At 60.2% G+C, this 25,648-nt stretch carries 22 protein-coding genes and 1 tRNA gene; 10 read left to right on the forward strand and 13 right to left on the reverse strand.

From position 1 onward, the window contains the following. Nucleotides 1–34 precede the first annotated feature (34 nt). From H8F22_RS13565 to lipA, 4 genes are all read left to right on the forward strand, one after another. Nucleotides 35–1,543, forward strand: coding sequence for a sigma-54-dependent transcriptional regulator (locus H8F22_RS13565; protein ID WP_027924757.1), 1,509 nt, complete (start codon nucleotides 35–37; stop codon nucleotides 1,541–1,543). A 325-nt stretch (nucleotides 1,544–1,868) separates the two neighbouring features. Continuing rightward, nucleotides 1,869–2,252: a glycine cleavage system protein GcvH gene (gene gcvH / locus H8F22_RS13570; protein WP_027924758.1), complete on the forward strand. Its 384-nt coding sequence runs from the start codon at nucleotides 1,869–1,871 to the stop codon at nucleotides 2,250–2,252. A gap of 32 nt (nucleotides 2,253–2,284) precedes the next feature. Then, the gene (gene glyA / locus H8F22_RS13575) at nucleotides 2,285–3,541 is read left to right on the forward strand and encodes a serine hydroxymethyltransferase (RefSeq protein WP_027924759.1); all 1,257 of its coding nucleotides are present in this window, start codon (nucleotides 2,285–2,287) and stop codon (nucleotides 3,539–3,541) included. A 92-nt stretch (nucleotides 3,542–3,633) separates the two neighbouring features. After that, nucleotides 3,634–4,614: a lipoyl synthase gene (gene lipA, locus H8F22_RS13580; protein ID WP_059182674.1), complete on the forward strand. Its 981-nt coding sequence runs from the start codon at nucleotides 3,634–3,636 to the stop codon at nucleotides 4,612–4,614. Between the two features lie 73 nt (nucleotides 4,615–4,687). On the opposite strand, the gene H8F22_RS13585 is transcribed toward lipA, so the two are convergent. The 5 genes from H8F22_RS13585 to H8F22_RS13605 all read right to left on the reverse strand — a co-directional run bounded on the left by H8F22_RS13585 (nucleotide 4,688) and on the right by H8F22_RS13605 (nucleotide 9,155). Then, nucleotides 4,688–4,762 (reverse strand) — tRNA-Gln (locus H8F22_RS13585). Nucleotides 4,763–4,895: 133 nt separating this feature from the next. Continuing rightward, entirely contained in the window at nucleotides 4,896–6,002 is a 1,107-nt protein-coding gene (locus H8F22_RS13590) for an agmatine deiminase family protein (RefSeq protein ID WP_059182673.1), read from the reverse strand. A gap of 70 nt (nucleotides 6,003–6,072) precedes the next feature. After that, the gene (locus H8F22_RS13595; RefSeq protein ID WP_194940310.1) at nucleotides 6,073–7,176 is read right to left on the reverse strand and encodes an extracellular solute-binding protein; all 1,104 of its coding nucleotides are present in this window, start codon (nucleotides 7,174–7,176) and stop codon (nucleotides 6,073–6,075) included. A gap of 1 nt (nucleotide 7,177) precedes the next feature. After that, nucleotides 7,178–8,086, reverse strand: coding sequence for an N-carbamoylputrescine amidase (aguB, locus tag H8F22_RS13600; RefSeq protein WP_194940311.1), 909 nt, complete (start codon nucleotides 8,084–8,086; stop codon nucleotides 7,178–7,180). A 4-nt stretch (nucleotides 8,087–8,090) separates the two neighbouring features. Next, entirely contained in the window at nucleotides 8,091–9,155 is a 1,065-nt protein-coding gene (locus H8F22_RS13605) for an agmatine deiminase family protein (RefSeq protein WP_194940312.1), read from the reverse strand. A 134-nt stretch (nucleotides 9,156–9,289) separates the two neighbouring features. Between H8F22_RS13605 and H8F22_RS13610 the strand changes: the two genes are divergently transcribed. Next, entirely contained in the window at nucleotides 9,290–10,147 is an 858-nt protein-coding gene (locus H8F22_RS13610; RefSeq protein WP_059182671.1) for a LysR family transcriptional regulator, read from the forward strand. 106 nt (nucleotides 10,148–10,253) lie between these two features. Beyond that, complete coding sequence (locus H8F22_RS13615) at nucleotides 10,254–10,415, forward strand: DUF2986 domain-containing protein (RefSeq protein ID WP_194940313.1); 162 nt, start codon at nucleotides 10,254–10,256, stop codon at nucleotides 10,413–10,415. Between the two features lie 10 nt (nucleotides 10,416–10,425). Here the strand turns inward: H8F22_RS13615 and H8F22_RS13620 are convergent, their stop codons facing one another. Further along, nucleotides 10,426–10,881 (reverse strand): winged helix-turn-helix transcriptional regulator, encoded by a 456-nt coding sequence (locus tag H8F22_RS13620; RefSeq protein ID WP_027924766.1) that lies wholly within the window; start codon nucleotides 10,879–10,881, stop codon nucleotides 10,426–10,428. Nucleotides 10,882–10,991: 110 nt separating this feature from the next. Here H8F22_RS13620 and H8F22_RS13625 point away from each other — a divergent pair, with 110 nt between their 5' ends. Continuing rightward, on the forward strand, nucleotides 10,992–12,233 hold the full coding sequence (locus tag H8F22_RS13625; protein ID WP_194940314.1) for an MFS transporter: 1,242 nt from the start codon (nucleotides 10,992–10,994) through the stop codon (nucleotides 12,231–12,233). Between the two features lie 99 nt (nucleotides 12,234–12,332). On the opposite strand, the gene H8F22_RS13630 is transcribed toward H8F22_RS13625, so the two are convergent. Further along, the gene (locus H8F22_RS13630) at nucleotides 12,333–12,692 is read right to left on the reverse strand and encodes a DUF6124 family protein (protein ID WP_194940315.1); all 360 of its coding nucleotides are present in this window, start codon (nucleotides 12,690–12,692) and stop codon (nucleotides 12,333–12,335) included. A gap of 591 nt (nucleotides 12,693–13,283) precedes the next feature. Between H8F22_RS13630 and H8F22_RS13635 the strand changes: the two genes are divergently transcribed. Continuing rightward, nucleotides 13,284–14,702 (forward strand): DUF2252 domain-containing protein, encoded by a 1,419-nt coding sequence (locus tag H8F22_RS13635; RefSeq protein ID WP_050590218.1) that lies wholly within the window; start codon nucleotides 13,284–13,286, stop codon nucleotides 14,700–14,702. Between the two features lie 213 nt (nucleotides 14,703–14,915). Continuing rightward, nucleotides 14,916–16,238: a DUF1329 domain-containing protein gene (locus H8F22_RS13640; protein WP_027924769.1), complete on the forward strand. Its 1,323-nt coding sequence runs from the start codon at nucleotides 14,916–14,918 to the stop codon at nucleotides 16,236–16,238. A gap of 96 nt (nucleotides 16,239–16,334) precedes the next feature. On the opposite strand, the gene H8F22_RS13645 is transcribed toward H8F22_RS13640, so the two are convergent. The 4 genes from H8F22_RS13645 to H8F22_RS13660 all read right to left on the reverse strand — a co-directional run bounded on the left by H8F22_RS13645 (nucleotide 16,335) and on the right by H8F22_RS13660 (nucleotide 22,038). Continuing rightward, nucleotides 16,335–17,216, reverse strand: coding sequence for a metallophosphoesterase (locus H8F22_RS13645; RefSeq protein WP_050590215.1), 882 nt, complete (start codon nucleotides 17,214–17,216; stop codon nucleotides 16,335–16,337). A gap of 383 nt (nucleotides 17,217–17,599) precedes the next feature. After that, a complete protein-coding gene (locus H8F22_RS13650) occupies nucleotides 17,600–20,536 on the reverse strand; it encodes an EAL domain-containing protein (RefSeq protein WP_050590216.1) in 2,937 nt (978 codons plus the stop codon). A 136-nt stretch (nucleotides 20,537–20,672) separates the two neighbouring features. Beyond that, nucleotides 20,673–21,368: a tRNA (adenine(22)-N(1))-methyltransferase gene (locus H8F22_RS13655; RefSeq protein ID WP_027924771.1), complete on the reverse strand. Its 696-nt coding sequence runs from the start codon at nucleotides 21,366–21,368 to the stop codon at nucleotides 20,673–20,675. 133 nt (nucleotides 21,369–21,501) lie between these two features. Continuing rightward, nucleotides 21,502–22,038, reverse strand: coding sequence for a dihydrofolate reductase family protein (locus H8F22_RS13660; protein WP_059182666.1), 537 nt, complete (start codon nucleotides 22,036–22,038; stop codon nucleotides 21,502–21,504). Between the two features lie 202 nt (nucleotides 22,039–22,240). On the opposite strand from H8F22_RS13660, the gene gltS reads away from it, so the two are divergent. Then, the gene (gene gltS, locus H8F22_RS13665; protein ID WP_027924773.1) at nucleotides 22,241–23,455 is read left to right on the forward strand and encodes a sodium/glutamate symporter; all 1,215 of its coding nucleotides are present in this window, start codon (nucleotides 22,241–22,243) and stop codon (nucleotides 23,453–23,455) included. 35 nt (nucleotides 23,456–23,490) lie between these two features. Here the strand turns inward: gltS and H8F22_RS13670 are convergent, their stop codons facing one another. Then, on the reverse strand, nucleotides 23,491–23,754 hold the full coding sequence (locus tag H8F22_RS13670) for a hypothetical protein (RefSeq protein WP_059182665.1): 264 nt from the start codon (nucleotides 23,752–23,754) through the stop codon (nucleotides 23,491–23,493). A gap of 58 nt (nucleotides 23,755–23,812) precedes the next feature. Next, a complete protein-coding gene (locus H8F22_RS13675; RefSeq protein ID WP_027924775.1) occupies nucleotides 23,813–25,576 on the reverse strand; it encodes a SulP family inorganic anion transporter in 1,764 nt (587 codons plus the stop codon). Between the last annotated feature and the right edge of the window lie 72 nt (nucleotides 25,577–25,648).

Raw genomic sequence — 25,648 nt, forward strand, 5'->3', positions numbered from 1 at the left:
CAATCACCCCGCTCACCACCCTTGCAGGCCCGTTATGCGCATCCACGTCACCTTCATCGACCGCGTCGGCATCACCCAGGAAGTGCTGGCCCTGCTCGGTGGGCGCCGGTTCAATCTGGACGCCGTCGAGATGGTGCCGCCGAACGTTTACATCGATGCGCCGACCCTCGGTGCCGAGGTGCTGGAAGAGTTGCGCGAGGCCTTTCTCGGGGTGCAGGGTGTGCAAGCGGTGACGATGGTCGACATCCTTCCGGGGCAGCGCCGCAGCTTGCAACTCGATGCCTTGCTCGCGGCCAGCACTGACGCCGTTTTGGCCGTGGATGATCGCGGTGTCGTGCTGCTGGCCAACCCGGCGCTGATTGCATTGTGTGGGCGCGAACCGGCTGGTGAATCGCTGACGGCATTGTTTGATGATCCGTCCCTGCAACACACGTTGATCGAACACCACTTCCGCCTGCCCATGCACGAGGTCAGCCTGGGCGGCCAGACGTTACTGCTGGACGCCATGCCAATCACCGACGCCGGCGCCCTGCTGACCCTGTATCACCCGAGCCGCATCGGCGAACGCCTGTCGGCGCTGCACCATGACCATGCCGAAGGGTTTGATGCGCTGCTGGGCGAGTCCCCGGCGATCCGCACGCTCAAGGCCCGTGCCCAACGTGTGGCCACCCTCGATGCGCCGCTGTTGATCCAGGGGGAAACCGGCACCGGCAAAGAGCTGGTCGCACGGGCCTGCCACGCGCTCAGCACACGTCGGGAGGCGCCATTTCTCGCCCTGAACTGCGCGGCGCTTCCGGAGAGCCTCGCCGAAAGCGAACTGTTCGGCTACGCCGCCGGCGCGTTCACCGGCGCCCAGCGCGGCGGCAAACTCGGCCTGCTGGAACTGGCGGATCAGGGCACGGTGTTTCTTGATGAAGTCGGTGAGATGTCGCCCTACTTGCAAGCCAAGTTGCTGCGCTTTTTGAGCGATGGCTGCTTCCGCCGGGTGGGGGGGGATCGCGAGGTCAAGGTCAACGTTCGGGTGCTGAGTGCAACCCACCGGGATCTGGAAAAAATGGTCAGCGAAGGCCACTTTCGCGAAGACCTGTTCTACCGCCTCAACGTGCTCAACCTGCAAGTACCGCCGCTGCGCGAACGCGGCCACGACATCCTGCTGATGGCCAATCACTTCATGCAACAGGCCTGCGCGCAGATCCAGCGCCCGGTCTGCCGTCTGGCCCCGAGCACCTTTGCCGCCCTGCTCGGCAACCGCTGGCCGGGCAATGTGCGCCAGCTGCAAAACGTGATTTTCCGCGCGGCGGCCATTTGCGAAAACCCGCTGGTAGACATCGACGATCTGGACATCGCCAGGACGGCGGTGGAGCGCCAGAACGACGGTGAAGTTGGCAGCCTGGAAGAAGCTGTCGAAGGGTTTGAAAAGCACCTGCTGGAGCAGCTCTACCGCAGCTACCCGTCCAGCCGCCTGCTCGCCGCCCGCCTGCAAACCTCCCACAGCGCCATCGCCATTCGCCTGCGCAAATACGGCATTCCCGCCAAGCCCTGAAACCCTGCCCGCCTCCTACAGGGGGCTATGTGCTGTCGATGCGGACTGTTTGCAAATCGATACAGCGTATCGAATTCAAGACACACCCCTTCCACCCCGTGTTTTCTTGCCCTGCTCGCTACACGCCTGTTGCCCGTATTGATTTCAATACAGGCAACACCCTTTGCCTCTCAACAAATAACTATAAGCCATTGATTTAATACAAATAACAAACATTGGCACCCCCCTTGCTATCACTTCCTGCAACCACGCTCGCTGCCCCGCACGAGCCTGTAAACGTCATCCGCCACCAGCAGCGGATGGGTCTGAACAATGAGGAGTGGGTATGAGCGAATTGCGTTTTACCGTCGATCACGAATGGCTGCGGCTTGAGCGTGATGGCCTGGTCACCGTTGGCATCACGCCGTACGCGCAGCAGGCTTTGGGCGATGTGGTGTTCGTGCAAGTGCCGGAACTGGGGACGTTTGGCGCCGGTGATGAAGTGGCGGTGCTGGAGTCGGTGAAAGCGGCCAGCAACATCGGCATGCCGCTGGACGGCGAAGTGGTCGAAGTCAACGCGACGCTGGAATCCTCACCGGAACGGGTCAACGAAGACTCACTGGGCGAAGGTTGGTTCTTTCGTTTCAAACCGGCCGACGCTGCAGCCATTTACCAACTGCTGGATCAGGACGCCTACGCGCGCCTGACCCAGGAATCCGCCGAAGCCTGAACCCCTTCCCGCTTACCACACAGGACACCACCATGTTCAGCAAACACGATCAGATCAAAGGCTACGACGACGAACTGCTGGCAGCGATGAATGCCGAAGACGCACGGCAGGAACACCACATCGAGTTGATCGCCTCCGAGAACTACACCAGTCAACGGGTGATGGAGGCGCAAGGCAGCGGCCTGACCAACAAGTACGCCGAAGGCTATCCGGGCAAGCGTTATTACGGCGGCTGCGAACACGTTGATGTGGTCGAGCAACTGGCGATTGATCGCGCCAAACAATTGTTCGGTGCCGACTACGCCAACGTCCAGCCGCACTCCGGCTCTTCGGCCAACAGTGCTGTGTATCTGGCCCTGATCCAGCCTGGAGACACCATTCTCGGCATGAGCCTGGCCCACGGTGGCCACCTGACCCATGGCGCCAAAGTGTCTTCCTCGGGCAAGCTGTATAACGCCGTGCAGTACGGCATCGACACTAAAACCGGGCTGATCGATTACGACGAAGTCGAGCGCCTGGCCGTCGAGTGCAAGCCAAAGATGATCGTTGCCGGTTTCTCGGCTTACTCCAAGACCCTCGACTTCCCGCGTTTCCGCGAGATTGCCGACAAGGTCGGCGCATACCTGTTCGTCGACATGGCCCACGTCGCCGGGCTGGTGGCGACCGGTCTGTACCCTAACCCGCTCCCCTTCGCCGACGTCGTCACCACCACCACGCACAAAACCCTGCGCGGTCCGCGTGGCGGCCTGATCCTGGCCAAGGCCAATCCGGAACTGGAGAAAAAGCTCAACGCCGCGGTGTTCCCCGGCGGCCAGGGCGGCCCGCTGATGCACGTGATCGCAGCCAAAGCGGTGTGCTTCAAGGAAGCGCTGGAGCCCGGTTTCAAAACCTATCAGGCGCAGGTGATTCGCAATGCCCAGGCCATGGCCAAGGTGTTTATCGACCGTGGGTTTGACGTGGTGTCTGGCGGCACCGACAACCACCTGTTCCTGGTCAGCCTGATCCGTCAGGGCCTGACCGGCAAAGACGCCGACGCCGCCCTCGGTCGGGCCGGGATCACGGTGAACAAGAACGCCGTGCCCAATGACCCGCAGTCGCCATTCGTGACGTCGGGGTTGCGCATTGGCACGCCGGCGATCACCAGCCGTGGTTTCAAGGAAGCGCAAAGTATCGAGTTGGCGGGATGGATCTGTGACTTGCTTGATCACCTCGGTGATGCCGATGTCGAGGCGCAAGTCGCCAGCCAAGCCGCCGCCATGTGCAGCGACTTCCCGGTCTACCGCGACTGATCAGCCACCCCGTAATCCCTGTGGGAGCGAGCTTGCTCCCACATTGGACTGTGTGTGGGCTCGCCTCTGCCTTCCGAAGAAAGAAAATACTCATGAACCCCATTGTGGAATCAACCAACCCCGCCCCGGCCAAAATGCAAGTCGGCGTCAAACTGCGCGGTGCGCAAAAGGTCGCGCGGATCCCGGTCAAGATCATCCCGACCGATGAGTTCCCGCGCAAACCCGACTGGATCCGCGTGCGCATGCCGATCTCTCCCGAGGTCGACCGGATCAAACAATTGCTGCGCAAACACAAGCTTCACAGCGTCTGCGAAGAAGCTTCGTGCCCCAACCTCGGCGAATGTTTTTCCGGTGGCACCGCGACCTTCATGATCATGGGCGACATCTGCACCCGCCGTTGCCCGTTCTGCGATGTCGGCCACGGTCGGCCAAAACCGCTGGACGCCGATGAGCCGATGAACCTCGCCGTGGCCATCGCCGACCTGCGTCTGAAGTACGTGGTGATCACCTCCGTGGATCGCGACGACCTGCGCGACGGCGGCGCCCAGCACTTCGTCGACTGCCTGCGCGAGATCCGCAAGCTGTCGCCGGGCGTGCAACTGGAAACCCTGGTCCCGGATTACCGGGGGCGCATGGATGTTGCGCTGGCGATCACCGCGACGGAGCCGCCCGATGTGTTCAACCACAACCTGGAGACCGTGCCACGGCTGTACAAAGCCGCGCGGCCGGGTTCGGATTTCGAGTGGTCGCTGGACCTGTTGCAGACCTTCAAGTTACTGGTCCCGTCCGTCCCGACCAAGTCCGGCCTGATGCTCGGCCTTGGTGAAACCGACGAGGAAGTGATCGAGGTCATGCAGCGAATGCGTGAGCACGACGTCGACATGCTCACGCTCGGCCAGTACCTGCAGCCGTCGCGCAGCCATTTGCCGGTCCAGCGTTTTGTGCACCCGGACGTGTTCGCCTGGTTCGCCGAGGAAGGCGCAAAAATGGGCTTCAAGAACGTCGCCTCCGGCCCGCTGGTGCGTTCGTCTTACCATGCAGACCAACAAATGCAGGGTGCAAAGGCAGTCTGAGGTATGTCGCCTGGAAGAAAGTGACGGGCATAAAAAAACGCCAGACCCGATAGGATCTGGCGTTTCTTGAAGATGGCAGGGGCGGCTGGATTTGAACCAACGCATGGCAGGATCAAAACCTGCTGCCTTACCGCTTGGCGACGCCCCTGTAGCACTTGCTACGTGTGGACGGGAATTTAACAACTTTCGCGCCGTCCGGGAAGCCCCTGCTTAAAATATTTTTCTTCTAAAACAGCCACTTAACATTAATTGATTGCAGATACAACGGGCGCCGCAGCCGATTAAACCCCTGGCTGATGACTGGTCACACAGTGAATGCCGCCGCCACCGGCCGAGATGGCGTCGATATTGAGCTGCACCACCTCACGGTCTGGGTAGAGCTCTGACAGCAGGTCGAAGGCCTTGGTATCGGCAGCTTTGTCCCCGAACTCAGGCGCAATGACCGCCCCGTTGATCACGAAGTAGTTGATGTAGCCGGCGGCGAAGTCCGGGTTGTTCTTGTTGAACTTGCTCTTGCGCGGGTACAGCGGTGGCGACACGGTATGCACTTGGAGCTTGCGGCCATCGGCGTCCGTGGCGTTTTTCAGAATCTCCAGGTGCGCCAACGTGACGTTGCGGTCGTAGGACTCGGGGTCGTTGTCGAGGTTGGCGATCACGACGCCCGGCTTGACGAACCGTGCGTAGAAATCGACATGAGCGTCGGTGATGTCTTTGCCTTTGATCCCCGGCAGCCAGATGATTTTGCGCAAGCCGAGGCGCTCCTTCAGTTCTTGCTCGACCTCGGCCTTGCTCCAGTCCGGATTGCGATTGGCGTTGATCCAGCTGCTTTCGGTCATGATCCCGGTGCCGTGACCATCCACTTCGATGCCGCCACCCTCGCCCACCAGTTCGGTGCGCAGGTTACTGGCCTCTGCGTTTTCAGCGACCAGACCGGCCAGCTTCGCGTCCTTGGCGTGCTGCTGTTTGTTGCCCCAACCGTTGAAGTTGAAGTCCACAGCACCCAGTCCGCCGTCGCCGTCGATGACGAAGTTGGCGCCGATGTCGCGCATCCAGATGTCATCGAGCTGGGTGTTGATATAGGTGATGTTGGCCGTACCGCACAGCTCCTCGGCCAGACTTCGCTCGTTGCTGCGGCAGAACACCGTGACCGGCTCATAGCGGGCGATGGTGCGGGCGATCCGGCCAAGGGCTTCTTGCACATCGGCGGTGAAGTCCTCCCAGATCGCGTCCTGTGCGCCAAAAGCGATGAAGGCGCGTTGGTGTTTATCGCCTTCATCGGGCATGAACCATGGGCCCCGGGTGGCGGCGTTGACCCAGCCCATGGAGGCGGCGGCGCCGAGACCTGCGACCACGGAGACGTATTTGATGAACTCGCGACGCGTCGACATATGTAAATCCTTGAATAGCGGTTCGTAATTGCGCAAAAGGTGAAGGCCGGCACCGGGTGCCGGCCGGATGTCACTGCGCAGTGGCAGTCTTGAACTTGGTCCAGGTGCGCATCCGCGCGCGCATATCGGCTTGCGAAATGTCCTTGCCCGGGATCAGCCGTGCGTAGGTGGCGTCGTCGAGGTAGATGTCCGGGTTATTGCGCATGGCCGCATCGACACTCGGCCGCGCCTTGGCGCTGGAAGTCGGGTATCCGGTGAAATTGCTGATAGCCGCCATGTTCTGCGGGCGCATGACGAAATTGATGAACGCATAGGCGTACTCCGGATGTTTGGCATCGATCGGAATCGCCATGGTGTCCATCCACACCGTGGTGCCTTCACGGGGAACGCGGTACTGGAACGTGGTTTTCTTGCCGGCTGAGTCCGACGTCCGCTGCGCTTGGGTCATGTCGCCGCTGTAGCCGAGTGACAGGCACAGGTTGCCATTGACCAGATCGGTCACCGGCTGCGATTGGAACTTGCGAATGTACGGCCGCAATTTCATCAGCAGATCACTGGCGGCGGCGAGGTCGGCCGGTTTGGCGCTGCGTGGATCTTTGCCCAGATAGTTGAGCACCACGGCCAACACTTCGTCCGGCGAATCGATCATCGAGATCCCGCAATCGGCAAACCGCGCGGCCAGTTCCGGTTTGAACAGCATGTCCAGGCTGCTGACCGGCGCGTCCGGCATGCGCTGCTTGATCTGCTCGGCATTGTAGGTCAGGCCGATGGTGCCCCAAGTGTAGGGAACGGTGGCCTTGCTCGAATGCTCATAGTGCGAGCGCAGCTTCTGCAAACCGGGTTCGACGTCCCCCATCGCGGTGAGTTTCGACTGGTCCAGCGCTTGCAGGCTGCCGGCGCGCATCAAGCGTTCGGCCACGGTGTCACCGGGGAAGATCAAGTCATAACCGCTGCCCCCGGCAAGCATCTTGGCTTCCAGGGTTTCACTGCCGTCCATCACGTCGTAGATCACCTTGATTCCGGTTTCCGCGGTGAACTGGCTGAGCGTGTCCTCGGCAAAATAATCGGCCCAGTTGTACAGGCGCAGGGTTTTCTCTTCGGCGTGCAGCGACGGGATCGCGCAGCACAGGGTCAGGCCCAGGGCGCCGAGCAAGCGTTTGTTGGCAATGTGCATGTCAAACCCCTTGAGTGTTCCAGCGAGCATTGAGGTGACGGCCATCCTGGCTCAACAGCGCTCCGTACATGTCCGGACGGCGATCGCGATAGATGCCCCAGCTCAAACGCTCTTCGCGCATGGCAGCGAGGTCCAGGGTGTGGACCCGCACGCCCGTGCTGTCGCGGTCGGCTTCGGCGAGCAACTTGCCTTTGTGGTTACAGATGAAGGACGAACCGTAGAAACTCATTTGCAGTTCGGGATCGGTGGTCGCCACTTCGCGGCCGACGCGGTTGGCGGCCACCACCGGCAGGATGTTGGCCGCCGCATGGCCGCGCATGGTCATTTGCCAATGATCCCGGGAGTCCAGCGCTGCGCAGCCAGGTTCAGAGCCGATGGCCGTGGGAAACAGCAACACTTCGGCGCCCATCAACGCCAGGCAGCGAGCGGTTTCGGGGAACCACTGATCCCAGCAGATCCCCACGCCGAGGCGCCCGAACGCGGTGTCCCAGACCCGGAAGCCGGTGTCGCCGGGGCTGAAATATTCCTTCTCCTGATAGCCGATGGCGTTGGGAATGTGCGTCTTGCGATACACGCCCAGCAGGCGCCCGTCGGCATCGGCCACGCTCAAGGAATTGAAGTAGGCGTTGCCAGCCTTTTCGAACCAGCTCAGTGGCAACACCACACCCAATTCCCTGGCCAGCGCGGCGAAGCGCTTGAGCACTGAGCTGTCGCTGTATTCTTCAGCCAGCGCCAAGTGCTTGTGGTTTTGCTCGATGCAAAAATACGGCGTGGCAAACAGCTCCTGCAGCAGAATGACCTGCGCGCCCTTGGCCGCCGCATCGCGCACTAATTGCTCGGCCAGATCGAGGTTGTTTTTCAAGTCCCAGGTGCAGGGCATTTGCGTGGTGGCAATTGTCAAAAGTGTCATCAGATCAACCCTCCACCGGCCACGCCGGCTGTTGTTGGGTGATGCAATGCACCCCGCCGCCGCCATGGGCCAGATGATTGATCCGCACCGGCACCACTTCACGTCCGGGAAACGCCTGGCGCAGTACATCCGCCGCATCATCGTCGGCGTCGATGCCATAAGCCGGCATGATGATCGCGCCGTTGGCGATATAGAAATTGGTGTATGACGCGCAGAACACTTGCGCCTCGGTGTCGACGGCATCGGTGGCTTCGTACAACTCGATCATCTCGAACTTGCGCCCGTGGGCATCGCTGGCCAGTTCCAGGGCGCGACAGTTTTCGCGCACCACGTCGGCATACACCGAGCCTTGGTCGCGGGTGGCGTCGACCAACAACACACCCGGACGCGCAAACGCACACACGCCGTCGACGTGACCATCGGTCATGTCACCGGTCACGTAGTCCGGATCACCCGGCAGCCAGATGGTTTTCTTCACGCCCAGCAACCGCGTGAAAATCTCTTCCATCTCGGACTTGCTCATGCCCGGATTGCGATTGGGGTTGAGCAGTACCGATTCGGTGGTGATCAACGTGCCCTCGCCATCGACATGGATCGCGCCGCCTTCGTTGCTCAACGGTGTGCCAAAGCACGGTAAGCCCAGATGATTGAGCGCACGGCGCGCCAGGCTTTCGTCCAGCTCATGCGCCGACTTGCCGCCCCACGCGTTGAAGCGCCAGCTCACCCCGGCCATGCCGAGTTGCGGGTGGCAGACGAAGCTTGGGCCGGAATCGCGGCACCAACTGTCGTTCACCGCCAACGGGATCAGCTCGATGTTCGGCCCGCACAAGGCTTTGGCACTGGCGACAGCAGACGGGTCGACGACCATTTTTACCGGTTCGAAACGGGCAATGGCATTGGCCACACGGGCGAAATCCTCTTGCACCAGCGGCAGTGTGACGTGCCAACCCGACTCCCAGAGTGCCTGGTTGTGCGGCCACACCATCCAGGTCGCGGCATGGCGAACCCACTCCGCCGGCATCCACCAACCACTGTTTTGAATTTCCTGCTGCTGCTTGACCTGCTGCATGATAAAAAGCCCTTTTAGTTAAGCCATTGTGTTCAATGAAAACTGCCTTGGCGGTCTTGGCATGCATGCTACGGCTGGAAAAACGGGCGAACAAACGATGGATTTTGCGCAGAAGTGATTAGGAGAACTTATCAATGCTCAAGCACTGGCCACCCCTCAGCACCCTTCGTGGCTTTGAAGCTGCGGCCCGTTTGGGCAGTTTTCACAAGGCCGCCGACGAGCTGAACCTCACCCAGTCGGCCATCAGTCAGCAGATTCGCAGCCTGGAGGCGTACCTCGAACAACCGCTGTTCTTTCGCAGCGGCCGCAGCGTCGCCCTGACCGACGCCGGCCACGATTTGCTCAGCACCACCCAGGCGCTGCTGCAACAATTGGCGGTCGGCATTCGCCGTCTCGGGCAATACCAGAAGCCCAATCAACTGGTGCTCAACACCACGCCGGCGTTCGCCCGACATTGGCTGTTGCCGCGTTTGGGGGACTTCCGCGCTCAACATCCAGAGGTGGACCTGTGGATCTACAGCACCGATGAAGTGCCGGACATGACCACCCAGACCATCGACATTGCAGTGCGCGACGACATCAGCTCCCAGGCTGAATGCAGCTTCAAAGTGCTGCACGCCGACCGACTGTTCCCGGCGTGTCACCCAAGCCAATTGGCACTGCCGAGCGAACAGCGCACCACCCTGCACGGCGAGCGGGAAATGGACTGGAGTCATTGGGCGGTGGAAGCCGGTATCGACGTGGGCCAGCAGGATCAGGGACTGAACTTCTCCGATCCCGGTTTGCTGCTGGACGCGGCGTGCGCGGGGCTGGGTATTGCGTTGGTGAGTCAGTTATTGAGTCAAAAGGCGTGCAGTGACAGGTTGTTGCAGCCGTTGGTGGAGCAAACCATTCGCGGGCCGAATTGGGCGGTGCTGACGCATCGCGACAGCGAGAGCAGTGCGAGGGGGTTTAGTGAGTGGTTGGTGAGACATCTGGAGGCGATCGGCTAATGACCTGACAAGGTGGGGCGAGGCATCGCGTATCGAGCGCATCACAGGATCTGAGTTAACATTCAAGTCTCGCGTCATTCAAGACCAGGCAAGCCGAGTAAAAAACATGAACCGCCGTAAAAAAATACAGCAGCTATTAAAGGCTCACGCCAAAAAGGCCAGCGCCAAACTGGCGCCGCAAAGCAAGGAAAAATACATCAGCAAGGCTGACCGGTTGAAACTGGAGGCCGAGGCCAGTTCAGACTCAGCCGTTACCGCTGAAAGTTGATCGATACGTCTTAAACGCCGACAACCAGTCTCACCCTGTGGCAGTCAGAAGGCTCAAGTTTTTGACCGTTTGATGAGCGAACCTCAAGCGGCATCAGCGGCTGGCCGAACTGGTTATCCAGCAGCACAGAACGCGTCTCTTGGGGCTGGAACAGAAAACGTTCGCCCCACTGCCTGATACTGACCACTACCGGAAAGATCTCCCGTCCTTTTTCCGTCAGCACGTACTCCTTGTACGCGCTGCCATCTGACGCCGGTCGAATGTCGAAGACCCCGACTTCAACCAACGTTTTCAGGCGCGACGCCAGAATGTTTTTGGCCACGCCGAGACTCTTTTGAAATTCGCTGAATCGGCGAATGTCATCAAATGCGTCACGAATGATCATCAGCGACCAGCGATCTCCGATGGCCTCCAGTGTTCTGGCGACCGGGCATTCGTTGCTTTGCGGTGAAGCGTCTTCGACCATTTTTTTTGCCCTTCCCACAGGTGGCTTTTCAGGTTGCAATTTGAAACCAGATGCAGCAACAATCGCATCCGGTTTTTATTTGAAACCAGATTAACACCATGGAGGTGTGCATGACAGCCAAGGTCGACTTAACCACCCAACAACTGTCCACGCAGCCTGCGGGGCTTTCTCCGTCGCTCACGTTGTTGTTTTCTGTCACCTGCGCGCTGGCCGTCGCCAACGTTTATTTCGCGCAGCCTTTACTCGACTCAATGGCTCAGAGCCTCGGCGTGGAATCATCCATGATCGGGGTTGTGGTGACGGCCACTCAGGTCGGTTACGCGCTGGGGTTGCTGTTCATCGTCCCGCTGGGTGACTTGGTCAACCGCAAGCGGCTGATTCTTTCGCACGTGTTGCTCTCCGCCGTTGCGCTCGCAGCGGTCGGCGCAGCGCAGCAATGGCTGACCCTGTTGGGTGCGATGGTCGTGATGGGGTTGTTGGCCGTGGTCGTTCAGGTGCTGGTGGCTTATGCCGCCGTGCTGGCAACGCCCTCACAACGCGGGCATGCCGTGGGGACGGTCACCAGCGGCATTGTCCTGGGCATTCTTCTGGCGCGGTTTACTTCAGGCCTGATTGCGGACCTCGCGGGCTGGCGCGCCGTGTACTGTGTGTCCTCAGGATTGATGCTGACGCTCGCGGCGGTGCTCTGGCGAGCGGTGCCTGTCACGGCGTCGCCAAGGCATGAAGAGTCCTACCTGATGCTGATCAGTTCTCTGTTCAAACTGTTCATCACCGAACCCGCGTTGCGTGTCAGGGGCTTGCTGGCCCTGCTGATCTTCGCCGCTTTTTCCGTGCTGTGGACCGCCATGGTGCTGCCGTTGAGCGCCCCGCCGCTGTCGCTCTCACACACGGCCATCGGCCTGTTTGGCCTGGCCGGTGTCGCCGGTGCCCTGGCGGCCAGAAGAGCCGGTCGCTGGGCCGATCAAGGCCTGGGACAGCGGGTGACCGGGATTTCGCTGGCGCTCCTGACGTTGTCCTGGCTGCCCATCACGTTTGCCGAGACGTCCCTGATCGCGCTGGTCTGCGGCGTCGTCCTGCTCGACTTCGCGGTGCAGGCCGTACACGTCACCAACCAGAGCATCATTTTCGCGGCGCGACCCGATGCCCAGAGTCGTATGGTCGGCGCCTACATGTGTTTCTACTCGGTCGGTAGCGCGCTGGGCGCCGCTGCCGCGACTCAGGTTTATGCGCTATGGGGATGGATGGCCGTCAGTTTGTTGGGGGCCTTGATCAGCGTGACTGCCTGGTTTGTGTGGTTTATCACGTTGCAGCGGGTTTCGCAGCCGTGTCTGCCATTAGGACGCCGTCCATGATGGCGAGACTGCGGTCGAGCGCGACCCCGGCTCGAACGCAGCCTCGCGGGCTCGGCAGCGGCTACAAGATGGTGGTGTTAGCCTCGTCTGTAGCAGCGGTTACCTGGGGGGTTCTATTTTATCCAGCACGCCGTTTGCCGTGATTTCGGCCACCATGATGCTGTTTGAAATGCCCAGCAGCGCGTAGCGGGCCTCCCCCTCCAGATGATCCACCAACTGATGGACCATCACGTCGATCGAGGCCAGTGTCTCGACCAAAAATATGCCCAGGGTTTCGGCGGTGGCGTGCGGGTCCACGGAAAACAGCGTGCTGCGGGTTCGCGGTTTGGCGTTGATGTCGGCGTTCGACGGGAAATGGAAATTGAGGGCGCGTTCGGCGGCTTCGTTGAGTTTTTTTGAATCGGGTTCGTACGGGGATGCCGGATCGGTGTCCGGTGGGTTGGGTGTTACTTTGAACATATGCTCGCTTCCATGATTGAGCGCCACCCTCCTGCGACTAAACGAGAGGGAGGCAGCTGTACGCAGGTTAGTCGACCGGGGAAGCTAGCAAAGCCGGCGCGCCCGAAGGCGCCCTGCGCACAGCCACCATCAAGTGCAGGCATGGGAATGCCTGAATGACAGAGCTAATGCACCTTACTTTTAACCCCGGGCGACTAAACCCGACCACTGATGGGCAGTGGCAGGGAAACGATAGAGGCCAGGGACAAAGCAAACAAGCCGGCGGATTCTGTCTTACCCGTAGGCGATGGCGCAAGGCGTTGTAGCCTCTGAGTGGTAACCGAAGGCTTCATTTAAACGCGGGCGATTTTTCTTGTTTAAGCCAGCCTGTCGACTGAACACGCGGCTTACCTGAAACCGGAAACCCTCGCAGAAATAACACAAAATAATCCGCGCCAAGCGGCACCCCGGATAAGAGCTGCTACGCTTCAAGCATTAACTTTCGCGCTTTCCAACACGCTGGCGCACACACTCTCTGCAGGCTGATGGAACAGCCGAATGACCAGCTCCTGCGCCCAACCGAATCACACTTCGTTGAGCAAAGGAGTGAACATGCCGCCCCGTAAAAACAGGCCTACCGACAACACGTCTGGGCAATCGCGAGACAACGGGGAAGAACGGGTCTTTCACTCACGCAAGGAACGCCTGTACGCCGGTGAGCAATTACGCGTGAGTCTGCCGCATGCCCTTCACGCCGAATGGAAACCCGCGCGCAAACACCGCGACCCTATCGCACTCCTCGAAGAGTCCAATCGCTATCGACTGCCCAATCTGGTGCCCGTGCGCTACGGGCGCATGCTGGCCAGTCCTTTCACTTTTTTACGCGGCTCTTCGGGGTTGATGGCCCATGACCTGGCGACGACCCCGATCACCGGCTTTCAGGTGCAGGCGTGCGGGGATTGTCACCTGATGAATTTCGGATTGTTCGCGACACCTGAGCGCAATCTGATCTTCGACATCAACGACTTCGACGAAACCCTCCCCGCCCCCTGGGAATGGGATGTCAAACGCCTGGCGATCAGTTTTGCCGTGGCCGCCCGCGACAACCGCCTCAGCGATAAAGCGGCAAAGGCCAGCGCCGCCGAATGTGTGCGTGCCTACCGCGAGAATCTGCGCAAATTTTCCAAGATGAGCCCGGTGGAAGTCTGGTACGACTGCCTGGACGCCCAAGCGATCATCGACATGGCGCCCAATGCTGAAATCAAGAAAATCCGTGAGCAATTGGTCGCCAAGGCCAAGCTGCGTGTTGGCGATTACCTTTATCCCAAAATCAGCGGTGAAGTCGGAGGGCGACGGCGTCTGATCGATCAACCGCCGATTCTGTTTCATGTGTATGAAAAGGGCTTCGTGCGCAACGTCCATCTGGCGCTGCAAGATTATCGATTGTCGCTGCCCCATGAACGGCGCGTGCTGTTCGATCGCTACCGTCTCGAAGACATTGCCGTCAAAGCGGTGGGCATTGGCAGCGTCGGTACTTATTGTTTCGTCGGCCTGTTCTTTTCCGCAGAGAATCACCCGTTGCTCCTGCAATTCAAGGAAGCCTGTCCCTCGGTACTCGCGCCCTATGCCGGCAAGAGCGAATACGAGAATCAGGGACAACGTGTCGTCACGGGGCAGCGCCTGATGCAGTCGTCCAGCGACATCTTTCTGGGCTGGACCCGCGGTCAGAACGGCCGCTATTTCTTTGTGCGTCAGTTGCGCGACATGAAAATGTCAGCGCCCATCGAGGGCATTTCCGCCCCACGATTGAAGATGTACGCCGAGTGGTGCGGTCTGACCCTGGCCCGTTCCCACGCCAAATCCGGGGATGCTGCACTCATCAGTGGCTACCTGGGCAAGACCGACTCCTTCGACCAGGCCATCGGAACATTTGCCCTCACCTATGCCGATCAAAACGCAAAAGACCATGCCTCGCTGGTGGCCGCCGAGAAATCAGGTCGGATCATTGCATTGAGAGAAGAAGAGCTATGAGGCCGAGTTTGCCGATGGGCGTGATTTTTCGCGTCTGTCACGAATAGCCAAGCGACTGTCGTCGAATGAAAAGCGCCCCCGATTCGGGGGCTTTTTAATGGGAGTCATAAAAAAGCATCTGGCGCTTGAGCCCGTCTGATCGCCCACAAGGCGAATACGGTTGCTCCGCCTGAGCCACGAGTGGCCTGATGCACTCAGCAAGAGAATAACAATATGAAAATCGTGAAAAGTCTTCTGGCTGCCTCACTCCTGATGACGCTGGCCATTGAGGCCCAGGCCTCTGTATCGAGTCAGCAAGCTGCGGAACTTGGCACCAACCTGACGCTGGTCGGTGCTGAAAAAGCCGGTAATGCCGATGGCTCCATCCCGCCCTATAGCGGAGGCCTGACCACGGCCCCCGCCAGTTTCAAGATCGGCGACAGCATGCGCCCGGACCCTTATGCCGGTGAGAAACCGCTGCTGGTGATCAATGGCCGCAACGTTGATCAGTACAAAAACATGCTGACGGCCACCACCGTTGAGTTGGCCAAGCGCTACCCCGGCTACCGCATCGACGTGTACCCGACCCACCGCACCGCATCGTTGCCGCAGACGGTGCTGGACAATAGCCGCAAGAATGCCACCACCGCCCGGTCCCTCAATGGCGGGATTGCCTTCGACAATGTATTGCCCGGTGTGCCGTTCCCGATCCCGCAATCGGGTGCCGAAGCGATGTGGAATTTCCTGCTGCGCTACCAGGGCGTCAACATCCATTCCAAGTACGACTCCTGGAACGTCGACTCGGCGGGCGTGGCAAGCCTGGCCGTCACCGGGGAGGCCTTCGTCTCCTTCCCGATCTACGAGAACCTGTCCAAGCCCATCAACAACTCCGACCTCTACTACCAGTTGAAACTGTCCTATACGGGACCTGCGCGGCGAGCCGGCGAGTCGATCATGCTCAAGAACGCCACCAACCCGCTGCAGCGTCCTGGCCGTGCCTGGCAGTACATGCCGGCCCAGCGCCGGGTCAAACAGATTTCAATCCTGGCCTACGACACGCCGAACCCCGGCACCGCCCGAGCCCTGGAACTGTATGACTGGACGCTGGTGGGCAAGCAAGAAATGATCGTGCCCTACAACACCTACAAACTGACCTACGCGCGGGAGGCCAAGTCGCTGACCACCCCCAACTACCTGTCCCCGGATTTCGTGCGCTGGGAGAAACATCGGGTCTACGTGGTGGAAGGCAACCTCAAGCCCGGCGCCAGTCACATCTACCAGAAGCGCCGCTTTTACCTGGATGAAGACACTTGGGCCGCTGTCGCCTCCGATCAGTACGACACGAGTGGCAAACTTTACCGGGGCTCCTTCGCGTTCCTCAGCCAGAGCTATGACGAGCAGGTCCCGGATGCCACGCCTTTCATGACGTACGACCTGTCGCGCGGCTCGTACAACATCAATGGCGTGGTCGGCCCGCATGGCGGGATTCGGTATATCGAGCCGCTGTCGACGGCGCAGTGGATACCGGAGTCGATGGCGGGTGCGGGTATTCGCTAGGTGCAGGGTGATGGCGAGGACTGCGTCCTTGAACGCAGCCTCGCGGGCTAGGCAGCGGCTACAAAAGGCAGCGCCAATTGTCCCTGTTATCGGTGCCTATTGAGCCGACTGCGCGAGGGTCCCTTGGGAGTCCTCGGGCCGTAGACAGCCTTTGGCCATCCACTGGCAGTCTCTGGCCCAGTGATAGCTGGTTTCCAGATCGCCTCGATCGTTGTAATACGCCAACCTCAATTGATCGGCGTTCAGGTCGAGTTTGGCAAACCCGGCCCGCGATGCGGTGAACGCGCTATCGGGCGTCGGCGTGTTCAGGGCATACAGTTTCTGCCCTCCCGCACCGGAGATGACCCACGCTGGTTCGCCGGCACGCAACAGCAATTGCTGATTGTGATCATGGCCTGACAACAGCAGATCAACGTTGTTGCGCTGCAGCGCCGGCAAAAGCCTGGCGACCAGATCCGACTCCTCTCCATGCTGGCCCTGATTGCGCACCGGGTGATGGGACGCTGCGATTCGCCACACCGGCGCCGGACCGGGTGCCTGGAACGCCTGATCAATAAAGTCGATTTGCTGCTGCAAACTTTCACGCGGCGCCGACGTGTCGAGGAACACCATTCGCACCAATGGGCGACCGTCGACTTCACCGAAATCCTTGGCGTAAAAATTCATCGGCATCTGCCAGCGGCCCGATCCCTTGTGCTGTTGTCCGTACTTGATCTCGTACTTTTGCGACACCGGGTAATCGTGATTGCCCAGTACCGCGTAGAACGGCACATGACTCAGCCAATGCCCCCAATAGACGCGCTCGAACCGGGTTTGCCAACTGGAGTCATGGGTACTGGCCAGCGACTTGCCGTAGAAGTTGTCGCCCAGGAACACCACCATGTTCAGGCTTCCCTCATTGGCGGCGACTCGCTCCATGGCCCGCCCCACCCGCCACTGCTGCAGGTTACCGCTGCCTTGATCGCCCACGGCGATCATCGACACCGACGCAGGGTCCGGGCTTCTTAGCGGAACGTAAGGCGCTGGTGGCGTGTATAACCAGTAGCCACCCGCCATGGACAGACAGATGAAGGCGACGCTTGAGCACAGCGCGAGCCGTCTGAGCCGCAAACGTTTTGCAATCTTCGAGGGGGGCTTTATGCGCTTCAAGGGTGACTCACTGGGTGTCAGCGTTCGGAGGAAGTTCTGGTGAACTTTTCTCTTAATTGATCACACCAGTTGTTCACGCTTTGTTAAAAAATCGTGCGGTATACATTTTCAAAATGATTATTTCGACGCGATGGCGAGGACTGCGGTCGAGCGCGACCCCGGCTCGAACGCAGCCTCGCGGGCTCGGCAGCTGCTACACAGTCGACAGGGTTTTAGTGAGTGATTGGCGAATTATCTGCAAGCACCCGGCTGGATGACCCCACCAGCGAACTCGCCAACAACGCCTCCAACCCCATCGGCTTGGCGAAGTAGTAACCCTGGGCCTGCCCCGCACCTATTTCGCGCAGCAGCTCCAGCGTCGCTTCATCCTCGACACCTTCGGCAACCACACTCAGGTCCAGCGATTCGGCCATCCGCACAATCGCCCGGACGATGGCGCGGCTGCGCGCACTGGTGGTCAGTTCGAGGATGAACGATTTGTCGATCTTCAAGCCGCTGAAACGGTATTGATGCACATAGCTCAGGGACGAAAACCCGGCACCGAAGTCATCGAGCACCACCGACATGCCATTGTCGGCGAGTTGCTGCATGGTCAGGCGGGCGATGGCCGGCTCAGCCACCAGCGCACCTTCGGTCAACTCCAGGCAAATCCGCGAGGGCGCAACTCCGTGCCGCGCCAACAGTGCAAGCACTTCACTGGCAAAGTCCGGACGGGTCATGCTGTAGCTGGAGCAATTGACGTGCACCGCAGGCCAATTGGCATGTTCAGGCTGGGCGAGGATCACCGCAACGCTGGTGAGCATGTACAGGTCCAGTCGACCGATCAGGCGCAAGCCCTCGACATCCGGCAAGAACTCGCCCGGCGCGATCACCCGGCCGCCCGGCTGATGCCAGCGCACCAGCGCTTCAAGGGCAATCAGCTCGCCGGTGTCAACACTGACAATCGGCTGGAAATACGGCAGCAGTTCGTCAGTGCGTTTGAGCGCGTTGCGCAAGGCCCCTTCCCGCTCGACCTGGTCCGAAACTTCCCGGCGCACTTCCTGGTTGAACACCGCGTAGCTGTCACGCCCGGCGCTCTTTACCCGGTACATCGCCGCGTCGGCATCGCGCAGCAAGTCGGCGGGCTCGTGATGGAACTGACTGTCGGCGCTGACGATGCCGATACTGCAGGACGAAAACACTTCATGGCCATTGATGAAAAACGGCAGGTCGAACGCCACCAGAATCCGCTCGGCGATTTCGATCACCACCTCCAGCGATGCCTCGGGCGCCAGCACCGAAAACTCATCGCCCCCCAGGCGCGCCAGCATGTCGGTTTCGCGCAGGCAACCGCGCAGACGCTGGGCGGCCTGCATTAACAGCAGGTCGCCAAAATGGTGACCGAGGCTGTCGTTGACCATCTTGAAACGGTCGAGGTCAATGAACATCACCGCCAGGTGCCCGCCGACGCTGCCGAACTCCAACCAGGCCTGGCTCAGGCGGTGTTGCAGGTAGGTACGATTCGGCAACCCGGTCAGCGCATCGTGGGAGTTTTCGTGTTGCAACTTGGCATTGGCGTGATCGAGCTCACGGGTGCGGTTCTGCACCCGGGCCTCCAGCTTGAGATTGGCGGCATGGATCGCTTCGGCGGCCGTGCGGCGTGACAACGCGGTGTCGATATGCCGGGACACGAACGTCAATAGTTCCTGATCACGCAGGGTATAGCGCACCTGCGAGGTATAACTTTGCACCGCCAGCACGCCGCGCACCACATCGCCATCGAACAACGGAATGCCCAGCCAGGAGTAAGACCGGACAGACTCATTGGCCAGTTCGATTTCACCCTGCGCCGCCAATCGTTCAGCCTCGCCGACGTCAATCAGGCACGGCCGGCGCTGCCGGATAACGTACTCGGTCAAGCCCCGGCAGCCACGCCGTGCCGGCGGACAGATCGTCTGCCGCTCATCGACGTAATACGGAAAGGTCACTTCACTGATCGAGTCGTCGAACAGCGCAATGTAGAAGTTCTGCGCGAACAGCAAATCACCGACGATGCCATGCAAGGTTTGAAACAGCTCAGCCATGTCGCCGGGCTGGCTCGACAGTTCGGCAATCTGGAACAGCGCGCTTTGCAGATGCTCGGCGCGCTGGCGGTCGGCCACTTCCTGCCTCAACGCATCGTTGACGGCCGACAGCTCCAGGGTGCGGCGCATCACCGTCTCTTCCAGGTCTTCGCGGTGCAGAATCCGGTCCAGCGCCATGGCCACGTGGCGGGCCACCACCAGAAACAATGCGCGGTCTTCAGCGCTGTAGGTCCGGGACACCTCGTAGACTTGCATGGCCAGCATGCCAAAGACGTCGTCCGAGGCATTTTTCAACGGCGCGCCCATCCAGAACTCCGGACGATCACCCACGCAGTAGAAACGGTCCTCGGCCTGCGCCGCGATGATGCCGGCGGCGTCGATCAGCAGCGGCTGGCCCGTGGTCAACACCTGGCCAGTCAACGACAGGTGCGAAGGGTCGAGGTATTCATAGTGCTGGGACTCCACGGCATCCACGTCGATGATGTCGACATAATACGGGTAGTCAATCTTGCCGGTGTGCGGGTCATACAGCGCGAGATAAAAGTTCTCGGCGTCAATCAGGCTGGCCAGTAACTGGTGAACCCCCACCAGAAACACCGAGCGGTCGCGGGTCGAACTGGCCAGGTAGGTGATTTCATACAGCACACGCTGAGTAATCTGCGCGCGGGCCAGGGTATTGGTCTGGACCTGAATGCCCAGGCGCTGGGCGAAATCGGCGAGCGCCGGGTCCGCCGCTTCGTTGAGGGGGGCAAGTAGCCAACCCAGCTCGCTTTCGCCTTTACCGGTCGGCCAGCGGTGCAAGCGCCGGGTCTGGCAAAAGGCGTCAAAGTCTTCATTCGCCACGCTTGCCGGCCACTGCACCTGCGGGTCGCCCTGCCCGACCAGATGCATTTGTTCACCGGCGCGGTAAACCGCCCACGCCGTGGAGTGCGCCCAGTGGCGCGCGGGGATGAGCAATTGCTCGAGGGTGTCCTTGTTGCCAGCGTAGGTCATGCCGACCGTATCCAGATGTCCATTCAGTTGAGATGCGACAACGTCGCAATCGTTCGATTGCCGCAGGGCGTCGGTCCATGGACGAACTCTCATCAACGCTCCCTGAGCCAAAAACTGGCAATACTCACTTACAGATTGCTGGCAATGTGCCGGTTAGCTTCCCGTTTAAAGCTAATGGGAGTTTTTTTCAATCGTTTTATTGGGTGGTCGCTCTAAATGGACGACCAACTCACACCAGCAGCTCAGTGATCCACCGAGCCTGCCGGGCGATGTCTTGCAGCTTCTCCTGCGGCACGGCCTGCCGCGCTCGGGCGAGCTGGCTCAGGGTCTTCTGCTTTTCGCGCAGCAGGCGCTGCCACTTGGCCAGGAACGCCGGACTGCGTGCCTGCATCTGCAGTGGGCCGAAGTATAGCTCCTCAGCGGTGTACATCACCGGGCCGGCGCGCTCGGCAACGATGATTTCGTAGTCGAAGCGATTTTCCCGCAGCAGTTCCTCGCAGAGGATGCGGTAGCCATTTTCCATCAACCATTGGCGCAGTGGCTGCTCGCCGCCGTTGGGCTGCAGGATCAAGCGCTCCTGCCCGCTCAGCCGCGCCTTTCCGTTGTCGAGGATGTCGCGAATCGTCTCGCCGCCCATGCCGCAGATGCTGATCGCGGTGATCCCGTCGCCCGGCTCGATGGCCGCCAGTCCATTGGCCAGGCGCACGGTGATCCGCACGTCCAGGTCGTTCTCGCGCACGGTGCGTTCAGCCGCGTGGAACGGCGTCAACGCCACCTCACCGGCGACGGCCGCCACGATGGCGCCACGGTGCATCAACGCCACGGGCAAGTAGCCGTGATCGGAGCCGATATCGGCCAGGCGCGCACCGACTGGCACATGCGCCGCCACGCGTTCCAGGCGCATGGACAATGTCTGTTCGTTCAACTGCAGTTCCCTTCACCACGAATGCCCGGCACCGTTGGCCGGATCGGGACGCGATTGTGTCGGGCAATGCTGCGCATTACAAATTCCTGCGACCGGGGCCCGGATCGGCCCCGTCCTGGCGCCTGCGTCAGGGTCATCGGACCAGCCGATACGTGGACTGCACCAAACCGGAAGGAAAGCAGCAACTGGAGACCAGTTTCAAGTCAACATCCTGCTGAAGACGCCCGAACAATGGCCTTCCCGACCCGATCAGCACGGGCACGGTGGTAATCACCATGTCAGCAACTAACCCATCGCGCAGGAATGACTGCACCAACTGCCCGCCATCGACATAAACCCGATGCACGCCCTGCCCGGCCAGTTCCTCCATCAAGGCCGCGGGGGTGAGACTGGAAAAACGCAGCTTGCCCTTCAACGCATCGGGCACCGGTGCATTGGCCAACTGTTCAGACAGCACCACGACGGGCCGGTCATAGAACCATGATTCGAAGGTCAGCACTTTCTCGTAGCTTCCCCGCCCCATCACGATCACATCCTTGTCGGCGATGAAGGCTGAGTAGCCATGATCCTCGGCCGGATCATCACGCTGCAAAAGCCAGTCGATGTCCCCATCAGCGCGGGCGATGAAGCCATCCAGACTGGTGGCAATGAATACATGTGCGGTGGCCATCAGGTCCCCCTATTTATCCGTCGTAGGTCAAAGCATGATCATACGTGTGAATTTGAGGAAGACCTGGACAAGCAAGCATTTGGGCGCGACAGGAAGGATTTGACCCGCCTGCTATGCTGCATCCACCGTTCATTGACTCAGGTCTAAACGCTGAACGGTCGAATCCTGATAATGATTTTTCATATTTTTAGGCAGGCTCTGAATGACTCCACAGATCTTCCAGATTCACGGCCTCGTGAGTTTTACCCTCGCCATCCTCCTGCTTTTTCTCGGCAAATCCCTTGTTCAGCGCAATGCCTTGCTCCGTCAATACTGCATTCCCGAGTCGGTGGTTGGCGGCTTTGTCTGTGCGGCAGTGACGACCCTGTTTTATTTCGGCCTTAACATCGAGATCGAATTCGATCTCGATGTTCGCGACACCCTGCTGCTGTATTTCTTTGCCGGCATTGGCTTGAACTCGGACATGCGCCAACTGCTCAAGGGCGGCGTCCCGCTGCTAATCCTGCTGGTGCTGGCGGGGGTGTTCATCGTCCTGCAAAACGCGCTGGGCATGGGCGTGGCCGAAGCATTTGGACTCGATCCCAAGGCCGGGTTGATGGTGGGCTCCATTTCCCTGACGGGGGGCGCGGGCACGACCCTGGCCTGGGCGCCGCTGTTCGTCGACAAGCTGGGCATCAATAACGCGCATGAACTGGGCATGGCCAGTAACACTGTCGGCCTGATTGCCGCGTGCGTGATCGGCGGCCCGATCGCCAACCGCCTGATACGTCGTCATCAACTGACACCTTCCGGGGACGGGAGCCTGGAAGTCGGCGTCCTTGAACAGCAACCCCACCAGTCAATGGACTACTACGATGTGCTCTGGGCGTGGATGTGGCTTAACCTGACCCTGATGCTCGGCTACGGACTCAACCTGCTGCTGGTCGATGCCGGTATCACCCTGCCCAAATTCGTCAGTTGCCTGTTCGCGGGTATCGTCATTCACCACATCGTTCTCGCGGTGATGAATGAACAACGGTTGAAATCCTGGGGCGGCGCCCGACTGGGTCTGTCGCTGATCTCCGATATCTGCCTGGGCATGTTTCTGACCATGGCGCTGATGGGGCTTCAGTTATGGCAGCTCAGTGGTGCGTTGCTGTTCATTCTGTGCGCCCTGAGCCTGCAAATCCTGCTGACGGTGCTCTACACGTATTTCGTGGTGTTCCGTTGCATGGGCCGCAATTACGAAGCCAGCGTGATAGCGTCCGGCTTCGGCGGCATTGCCCTCGGGTCCACGGCAACGGCCATCGTCAACATGACGACCGTGACGCAAAAATACGGCGCGGCACATCAAGCCTTCCTGATCGTGCCACTGGTGTGTGGCTTTTTCATTGACCTGGTCAATGCGGTGATCATTGGTATGTTCAGTGGTATCTAGCACCGCCCCGGTCCATGGCGATCGGCATCAGGTCATCAATATTTGATGTCCCGGGCAGTGCGGCGCGTGTCCTGTTTGGTGCTGCGCTTGTCCTGGCGGCATTGCGCGTTGCTTTTCTCACTGGCCTGTCTGCAATCGACCTTGGTTTGCCGTGCATCCGAGCGCCCTGTCTGGCGTGTATCCCGCGCTTCACGCCGCTGTTCTCCCTGCTCGGTCGCGTAAGCCGTTACCGATACTGACTGCACACCCACGGCGACGACCAGTGTCGCCAGGGCCATCATGCTGTATTTGCGAATCATGATATTCCTCCCGTTAAAACGCTTGGCTGGCTCACTGCCAATCAGTTTAGTCGTCCACTCAGTTGGCGGGGTACATCGCGAGGTAGCTGTCGACGGCCGTGTCTACCGTTGGAAAAAACGCCGTTTCGCCAAACTGCGAGAACAGCCCGAACCGCTTGAGTTTGTCCTTGACCGGGTCTTTCATCTCGGCCAGACACAATTCGATGCCTGCTGCGCGCAAGGTTTCGTCCAGTTCGGCCAACATGTCGGCCGACGTCACGTCGACGCTGGTCATCGGTTCCGCCGCCACCACCACCCAACGCACGGGCGTAGGTGATGCCGCCACGGCGTCCAGTACCCGGTCGTTAAACAGTTCGGCATTCGCGAAAAACAACGGGGCGTCCCAGCGAAACAGGACCAGGCCGGGGATGAGCCGGGCATTGGGAAAACGCTTGAGGTCGTGGTAACCCTGGACCCCTTCGGCACGTCCCAATACGGCGGAGTACGGCCGCCAGCCATCCCAGAGGAATTCGATCACCGCCAGCAGGATGGCCAGGCCAATACCCTCGATGGCGCCGAACACCGCGACGCCGACGGTGCAGGCGATGGACAGCCAGAACTCCCAGCGCTGAATGCGATAGATACGCCGCAGATCAGTGATCTCAATCAAGCCGATGGCCGAAGCGATGACTACCGCCGCCAGCGCGCTATTGGGCAGGTCCTGCAACAGGTTCGGCGCCACCATCAGCAGCAACGCCACCGCCAGCGCGCCGACGACACCGGACAATTGGGTTTTGGCGCCGGCGGCCTCGGCCACCGGAGTGCGTGACGAACTGCTGCTGATGGGAAAACCCTGGAAAAAACCGGCCGCCAGGTTGGCGACGCCGAGCCCGACCATCTCCTGGTTCGGATCGACGTAAGTGCGCGAACGCGCGGCATAGACACGCGAAAGAACACTGGTGTCCGCGAACGAAACCAGCGCGACGGCGCAACCACCGATCAGGACCGGAACCATATCGGCGGAAGTGATCCAGGGAATGGCGAACGCGGGCATGCCTTGTGGAAGTTCACCGAGCACCGATATGCCGTATTTCGTGGCAAGGTCCAGCACACCGACGGCGATGGTTGCCCCTGCCACGGCAATCAAAATACCCGGAATGCGTTTGTGCCCCTTGAGCAACAGGATTACCACCAGGGTGGCAGCGCCGACCGCGCAGGTGACCCAGTTGGTTTTTCCATGCAGCACGGCGGTGAAGATCGCCCATATGTTTCTCAGCGGTCCGTCGGACTCGATCTTGAAGCCGAAAAACTTGGGTAACTGGCTGATCAGTACGGTCAGCGCGATACCGTTCATGTACCCGTAGCGGATCGGTTTGGAGAGCAGTTCGGTGATGAAGCCCAGGCGCGCGATGCCGGCCAGGATGCAGACCACCCCTGACACGATTGCCATCATCCCCGCCAGGGCAACGGCGCGATACGGATCGCCACCGGACAGTGGCAGGATCACCGCCAGGATGACTGCCGCCAGGGAGGAATCCGGCCCCAGTACCAGAATCCGGCTGGGCCCGAATAACGCATAGGCGAGCAGCGGGATGATCGTCGCGTAGAGGCCATAGATGCCGGGCACACCTGAGGCCACCGCGTAGGCGATACCGACAGGCACCAGCATCGTGGTCAGGACGAGCCCGGCCACAATGTCATTTCGCAGCCACGCAATCTGATAGTGGCGCAGGGTGTTCAGCCCCGGCAGCCAGCGCACCAGCAAGCTCTGATCGGTGCCTGCAACGCGGCGGGCAATGCGCCCCGGCTCCGGGGCGGAAGGTGGAGAATCTGAATCGCTCATAGAACTGTAACCCCTTGGTGTACAGCGCATGTTGGCATGGGAGGCAGCGCCTATTGATGGCTTCCTCCTCTG

The sequence above is a fragment of the Pseudomonas mucoides genome (assembly GCF_015461845.1).
GTDB classification, from domain to species: Bacteria; Pseudomonadota; Gammaproteobacteria; order Pseudomonadales; family Pseudomonadaceae; genus Aquipseudomonas; species Aquipseudomonas mucoides.

What these genes read in the sequence shown, in the direction of transcription:
- H8F22_RS13565 (WP_027924757.1), top strand. Translation starts at nt 35, where the DNA reads ATGCGCATCCACGTCACCTTCATCGACCGCGTCGGCATCACCCAGGAA.
- gcvH (WP_027924758.1), top strand. Translation starts at nt 1,869, where the DNA reads ATGAGCGAATTGCGTTTTACCGTCGATCACGAATGGCTGCGGCTTGAG.
- glyA (WP_027924759.1), top strand. Translation starts at nt 2,285, where the DNA reads ATGTTCAGCAAACACGATCAGATCAAAGGCTACGACGACGAACTGCTG.
- lipA (WP_059182674.1), top strand. Translation starts at nt 3,634, where the DNA reads ATGAACCCCATTGTGGAATCAACCAACCCCGCCCCGGCCAAAATGCAA.
- H8F22_RS13590 (WP_059182673.1), bottom strand. Translation starts at nt 6,002, where the DNA reads ATGTCGACGCGTCGCGAGTTCATCAAATACGTCTCCGTGGTCGCAGGT.
- H8F22_RS13595 (WP_194940310.1), bottom strand. Translation starts at nt 7,176, where the DNA reads ATGCACATTGCCAACAAACGCTTGCTCGGCGCCCTGGGCCTGACCCTG.
- aguB (WP_194940311.1), bottom strand. Translation starts at nt 8,086, where the DNA reads ATGACACTTTTGACAATTGCCACCACGCAAATGCCCTGCACCTGGGAC.
- H8F22_RS13605 (WP_194940312.1), bottom strand. Translation starts at nt 9,155, where the DNA reads ATGCAGCAGGTCAAGCAGCAGCAGGAAATTCAAAACAGTGGTTGGTGG.
- H8F22_RS13610 (WP_059182671.1), top strand. Translation starts at nt 9,290, where the DNA reads ATGCTCAAGCACTGGCCACCCCTCAGCACCCTTCGTGGCTTTGAAGCT.
- H8F22_RS13615 (WP_194940313.1), top strand. Translation starts at nt 10,254, where the DNA reads ATGAACCGCCGTAAAAAAATACAGCAGCTATTAAAGGCTCACGCCAAA.
- H8F22_RS13620 (WP_027924766.1), bottom strand. Translation starts at nt 10,881, where the DNA reads ATGGTCGAAGACGCTTCACCGCAAAGCAACGAATGCCCGGTCGCCAGA.
- H8F22_RS13625 (WP_194940314.1), top strand. Translation starts at nt 10,992, where the DNA reads ATGACAGCCAAGGTCGACTTAACCACCCAACAACTGTCCACGCAGCCT.
- H8F22_RS13630 (WP_194940315.1), bottom strand. Translation starts at nt 12,692, where the DNA reads ATGTTCAAAGTAACACCCAACCCACCGGACACCGATCCGGCATCCCCG.
- H8F22_RS13635 (WP_050590218.1), top strand. Translation starts at nt 13,284, where the DNA reads ATGCCGCCCCGTAAAAACAGGCCTACCGACAACACGTCTGGGCAATCG.
- H8F22_RS13640 (WP_027924769.1), top strand. Translation starts at nt 14,916, where the DNA reads ATGAAAATCGTGAAAAGTCTTCTGGCTGCCTCACTCCTGATGACGCTG.
- H8F22_RS13645 (WP_050590215.1), bottom strand. Translation starts at nt 17,216, where the DNA reads ATGATCGCCGTGGGCGATCAAGGCAGCGGTAACCTGCAGCAGTGGCGG.
- H8F22_RS13650 (WP_050590216.1), bottom strand. Translation starts at nt 20,536, where the DNA reads ATGAGAGTTCGTCCATGGACCGACGCCCTGCGGCAATCGAACGATTGC.
- H8F22_RS13660 (WP_059182666.1), bottom strand. Translation starts at nt 22,038, where the DNA reads ATGGCCACCGCACATGTATTCATTGCCACCAGTCTGGATGGCTTCATC.
- gltS (WP_027924773.1), top strand. Translation starts at nt 22,241, where the DNA reads ATGACTCCACAGATCTTCCAGATTCACGGCCTCGTGAGTTTTACCCTC.
- H8F22_RS13670 (WP_059182665.1), bottom strand. Translation starts at nt 23,754, where the DNA reads ATGATTCGCAAATACAGCATGATGGCCCTGGCGACACTGGTCGTCGCC.
- H8F22_RS13675 (WP_027924775.1), bottom strand. Translation starts at nt 25,576, where the DNA reads ATGAGCGATTCAGATTCTCCACCTTCCGCCCCGGAGCCGGGGCGCATT.